Source organism: Bacteroides sp. AR29 (genome assembly GCF_900217715.1).
Classification (GTDB): Bacteria; Bacteroidota; Bacteroidia; order Bacteroidales; family Bacteroidaceae; genus Bacteroides; species Bacteroides uniformis.
This window is the reverse complement of the sequence record NZ_OBMS01000052.1, coordinates 1-4783: the sequence shown is the minus strand read 5'-3', so window position 1 is coordinate 4783 and position 4783 is coordinate 1. Positions and strand designations below refer to the sequence as shown.

At 40.7% G+C, this 4783-nt stretch carries 6 protein-coding genes; all 6 read right to left on the bottom strand.

Going from position 1 to position 4783, the window contains the following annotated elements; genetic code table 11:
- A partial coding sequence (locus tag CSD97_RS18585; RefSeq protein WP_143272451.1) for a helix-turn-helix domain-containing protein occupies positions 1-174 on the bottom strand: 174 nt, incomplete at its 3' end.
- Between the two features lie 400 nt (positions 175-574).
- Positions 575-988 (bottom strand): DUF2442 domain-containing protein, encoded by a 414-nt coding sequence (locus tag CSD97_RS18575; RefSeq protein WP_005837049.1) that lies wholly within the window; start codon positions 986-988, stop codon positions 575-577.
- Positions 989-994: 6 nt separating this feature from the next.
- A complete protein-coding gene (locus CSD97_RS18570; protein ID WP_005824559.1) occupies positions 995-1234 on the bottom strand; it encodes a DUF4160 domain-containing protein in 240 nt (79 codons plus the stop codon).
- Positions 1235-1383: 149 nt separating this feature from the next.
- Positions 1384-2877, bottom strand: a complete 1494-nt coding sequence (locus CSD97_RS18565; protein ID WP_098032904.1) for a phage portal protein — start codon at positions 2875-2877, stop codon at positions 1384-1386.
- Positions 2878-2888: 11 nt separating this feature from the next.
- Positions 2889-4157: a PBSX family phage terminase large subunit gene (locus CSD97_RS18560; RefSeq protein WP_098032903.1), complete on the bottom strand. Its 1269-nt coding sequence runs from the start codon at positions 4155-4157 to the stop codon at positions 2889-2891.
- Positions 4154-4669 (bottom strand): hypothetical protein, encoded by a 516-nt coding sequence (locus tag CSD97_RS18555; RefSeq protein WP_098032902.1) that lies wholly within the window; start codon positions 4667-4669, stop codon positions 4154-4156. The genes CSD97_RS18560 and CSD97_RS18555 overlap by 4 nt, the downstream gene beginning before the upstream one ends.
- Positions 4670-4783: the final 114 nt, after the last annotated feature.

The following is a 4783-nucleotide window of genomic DNA, read 5'->3' as shown; positions in this document are numbered from 1 at the left end:
CTGGATGCGAGCGGAAGGCATGGCGGCCAACTCCTTTATCGGTATACCACACTCTTGAAACAGGCGCACATATCTGCGCACCGTGTTGCGGGAAAGCTCAAAGCTCCTGCTTATCTGCTTTATCCCCATCCCCAATGCGTAACATTGGAGGATGTTTGCTATCTTTGTTGTCATAGTAGAAATGATTTTATCCCACCGGTCAAGACGGGAATCAAATCTACGAAAAATCCCCTGCCGGGCATTGCCAAGCAGGGGTATTTTTATATTGGAATCAAGGGGGTAGGATTATTTTAGCACAAGGGGGCAGAATCGCTTGGTTTTAGGGGGCAGCTTACACTGGATTTTCCAGCAGTGTCCACCCCAGTAAACTTCTGTTGCAGCCCTGCCAAGATTTGTTCTAAGATTGTCATACCGTATGAATTTGATTTATAAATTTCTACGGTAAATTTCGGCATTAATAAGCTATGTGAAAAATTATCAGATAGGTGATACACGACAATGAAACGATTGTCGTAAAATGGTATAAAAAAGGCGTGAAACCGAATGGAATCACGCCTAAATAAAGTATTGTAACTTATGCCGGTACAGCCATTAATTCACGCCCTACTGAACGTATTGTTTCTATAATATCTTCAAAACGTTTCTTAGACGGCTTCTTTGTTCCGCTTACATATTGAGCAAACAAACTCTGAGAAATACCTAAACGTCGTGCTATGGCAGCAGCATTCAATTCAGGATGAGCTATAAATAAATCATAAAGAGGATTAGATTTCCTTTCCCGAAAGAATCCCTCAAAACTCAAATCTTCATCAAGCTCTCTCCAATGTATTCCGTCATGGCTCGTTGTGAAATTTGCGCGCTGCGCAGGAGTAGCCCATTTCAGCCTTTGGAAATCTGAAAACTTCTCACATGCCTCCTTCCCGTCAGTGGTACGTATCCATACCTCCGTATCAGTCAACCATACCTTTTCAACTATGATATTTTCCATAACCACTTATTTTGATTTATTAAAAAATTTATTCCAATGCTCTGCTATTACTTCTTGATTTTCTTCTATAACTGATTCTACAAGTTTCAGTTCAGATGACTTCAAGCCATTATTTTTGATTAATGTAACTGGAAATAAAGTGAATTTAGCACTTACATCCCCTTTGATTACATGAACATGTATAGGCTCATGGTCATTAGCGTAAAACATAAAACGAAAACCAAATAAAATAAATATCGTTGGCATACCTTTCTCTATTGATTACCCTACAAATATAGGTAATTATTTAATTACCTACAACTATTCAAGCAAAAAATTAGCGGCAATTCTTTGATGTTGCCGCAAAATATTCTATTTTTCTTGTACTAAAATTATAATCCCTATAATTTTTCTGACTAAGAGGCATTTTTCTGTCCCTTATTTCCGATTTGCTCATTCTTTGCCGCTTGCTCCTCCTTGATTTCTGCAAGCTCCTCTTCTACCCTATCAGCATTCCCGGCAAACATGATACCTTCACGTGTGGACCAAATGCCACCACTGACAGCGGAAACGGCAGTAGTCACCTTATCATTCAAATCATCAATCATATATGGAACCAGTTCTGTTTCTATGTCAATGGTCTGCGATGCCTTGCTAAACTCGGTTGGATTGATAGAGCCTAAAGCGGAAACAATGAAATTTACTCTCCGCTGCAAGAACTCACCGATAACCTCACCGTGATTTTCTACCGCCATATGTGCACCCATGAACATAAAGCGGAAAGCGGTTCCTGATGCTTTGCCTACCCCCTTCAACGTTTCAAATGATATTCTTGGAGTGTTTGACATATCATAAGCCATATTAGTGAGTGTTTCTGCTTCAAAACGTACCGTATCTGGCACCTGATTCCACGTCAGATATTGAGCATCCGCACCTTCACCTGTAAGTTTGACCATTCTGTCCTTAACCTTACCCATGAAACCCTCCACGTCACCGATAAGTTTCAATAAAGGGAAGAAATGATAATCGATGCAATCTGCATAATTGGATAATAATTTCTCCAACCGAACCCGAAAAGTCTTTATCTTTTTGCAATAAGGTTCAGGACGGTAGGCATAGAGAACCGGTAATTTGGGGAATCCATGAGTAAAAGGCGTTCTTTCTTCATACCCTTTAGATAAATCCCACTGATAGACCATCTTATCAGTGATAGTCATAAAGCAAGTTATCTCCGAATCATCCATGAGCTTCTTCTTGTACTCACGTGAGAAAGCAATCATCTTACCTTCATCATTGAAGAACGGATAAAGCTTATCCCCACGGAACGGAGACCATAATACGCTTTTCAGCTTCTTGGTAGGTTTTACCTTGCCTCCGAATGTAGTCTTTACTTTTTTCCAGAACTTCGCCCAAAACGAATCATCATCGGTAACATACCAATATTCTGCCGCTTCTTGTTCGGAGAGCCAGGCACGGACAACCTTCTTGTTCTGATATTTGATTTTATTAGACTTGAATACAGCCTTTACCGCATCCAGCAGCTTCTTTTCATCATCATCAGTTGGAGTGCAATCCATAGACGGTTCTGTGCCGACTGTGAAAGCAGTTTGAATGTTCACTATATCCTGTTCCAATGGAATGGAGATACGGTTCACTGGTTCAGTCTTATACTTTGCTTCGATTTCATAGGTCTTACCAGTCTTTTCATCAAAAACTTTTTCCGCTTCCTTTTCAAGAACCTTTCTATCCGGGTACTTCTCTTTGTCAACCATGATTTCATGGCGTTCGGGATTCCAGTCGTCCCAAAGTTTACAACGGTCTGGAAGTTCAGTTTTTCTACCTTTCTTCAGGTAGTTTATCTTCTGCCCGATGTCTGGCAATGCCAATATTTCTTCAAGCGTTAATGGCATAATCTATATTTTTAGTGTGTGAATATTCCTGTTAAATCTTTCGGCTTCAAAATGCGTCCCAAAATATGTCCCAAGATATAATATCTAATAGGGTCTATACAGTGATTCCATGCGTCTACCGGTTCATTGATATAATGACCGTCCTTGTCTTTATCCCAAACATATTTACGGAGTTCCTCAATGATATGGTATGAACGTTCAGTAACGAATAGTTCCATCTCATGTATTTTATCAATGCCGGCTTTGATTGAACCGGGGAACTTATCTACTGGGTAGATATTTACACCTCGGTTCTTTATCTCTTGAATCAAACGAGGGTCGGCACTATCTCCGTAGACTTTCAGCCCCCACGGCTTCAATTTTTCGGCAATGGCATTTGTGAGCATTCCAGTTTCATAGAATAACTCATCAACATACAATCGGTTATCTACGATGCCACAACGAATACCTGTTGACGGGTCGTTGGTATAACCCCAGTCGGAAGCAAGAGCAACTTTCTTAGCATAAGCAGGGAACTCTTTCACGATGCCCCACTTCTTGAACACTGCACCTTCAGCAACATCAGCCCAGCGGCCGATAACCACATGAGCATATTTTTCGGGATTATTTACCTTCATATCCTCCACCTCTTTCAGAAACTCCGGGGAAAGATTCTCCAAGTTATCAAAATACGTGGTATGGATATGAAGTACATTCGGATGAGTGGAAATCTGAACCTGCACACCGTCAATCTCTACCAGCTTGTGAGTTTTCTCAATGTATTTCTTGTAGATGAAGTGATTGGAATCGCATGGATTCATTATGATAATAATCCGGTTCTGAATACCCTTCTTGCGAATGGAGAGCATTATTTTATCGAACTCATCTTCGCTTGTCCACTCTTCCGCTTCATCGCAGACGAAAGTCGTAATGCCTTGAATGGATTTCAGTTTTGCTGTCTGGTTCCCGGAAGAAGTCTTGATACCCCGGAACATGATACGGCTCTTAGTCATCTTATTGACTATATCCGTCTTTGTGGTCTTGAAATATTTCGTGGTACCGTCCAAATCTATCTTCTCCATCATTTCGGGAATGATAGACATACCGGCAGAAACCATAGTGTAACGGGTATAGAGAATCTGATGAACTATCTTCTCTACGGGAGTCATTTCAAAAGTCAACCGTTCAATAAAGGTAGAAGCATTGAAAGACTTTCCGCTACCACGCCCACCAGTGATAAGAATTATAAATTTTTCATTATCCTCGTATAATGGATGGTAAATTTCTTGAGGTACTATCATTTCAGCTTGTCTTTAATCCAAGAATCAATGTTGATGCCGTGCTCTATGTCTGTTGGAATATCAGCATCTTCATCCTGCTTGCGTTCAACCTTTCTCCAATCCTCATCGTGGTGATACAGCCAAACGGACATTGCTTGCAAGTTTGGAGCCAACTCGCTTTCGCTGACTTGTAATTCATCCTCACCTGTCAAATTTCCCTCTGAATCACGGAGCTTTCTTACCACGGTGCTTTTGGTTTTTATGCCACCGAGAGCTATTGCAAGGAATTTAGCCCTTACAGTAGCATTGATTGTCGCGCGCCCACGCGCTAAGACTTCGGATATTTCGGTGTACTCACTTTTCTTTTCGCAGAAAGTTTGTGGTAAAATCCCTATGGCATAAGCAATTTCCTTGTCAGTGAATCCCTTTTTGGCATACGATTCCACGAGAGAAAGAAATTCCTCGCTTGTATAATCAAACTTAGGCTTTCTTCCTCCTTTACCTTTTCTATTTTGAGATTCACTATTGCTCATAATTTTAACCGTTATTGTTATCTGGAAAATCCAGTGTAAGCTGCCCCCTAAAACCAAGCGATTCTGCCCCCTTGTGCTAAAATAATCCTACCCCCTTGATTCCAATATAAAAAT

What these genes read in the sequence shown, in the direction of transcription:
- CSD97_RS18560 (WP_098032903.1), bottom strand. Translation starts at nt 4,157, where the DNA reads ATGATAGTACCTCAAGAAATTTACCATCCATTATACGAGGATAATGAA.
- CSD97_RS18555 (WP_098032902.1), bottom strand. Translation starts at nt 4,669, where the DNA reads ATGAGCAATAGTGAATCTCAAAATAGAAAAGGTAAAGGAGGAAGAAAG.
- CSD97_RS18570 (WP_005824559.1), bottom strand. Translation starts at nt 1,234, where the DNA reads ATGCCAACGATATTTATTTTATTTGGTTTTCGTTTTATGTTTTACGCT.
- CSD97_RS18565 (WP_098032904.1), bottom strand. Translation starts at nt 2,877, where the DNA reads ATGCCATTAACGCTTGAAGAAATATTGGCATTGCCAGACATCGGGCAG.
- CSD97_RS18575 (WP_005837049.1), bottom strand. Translation starts at nt 988, where the DNA reads ATGGAAAATATCATAGTTGAAAAGGTATGGTTGACTGATACGGAGGTA.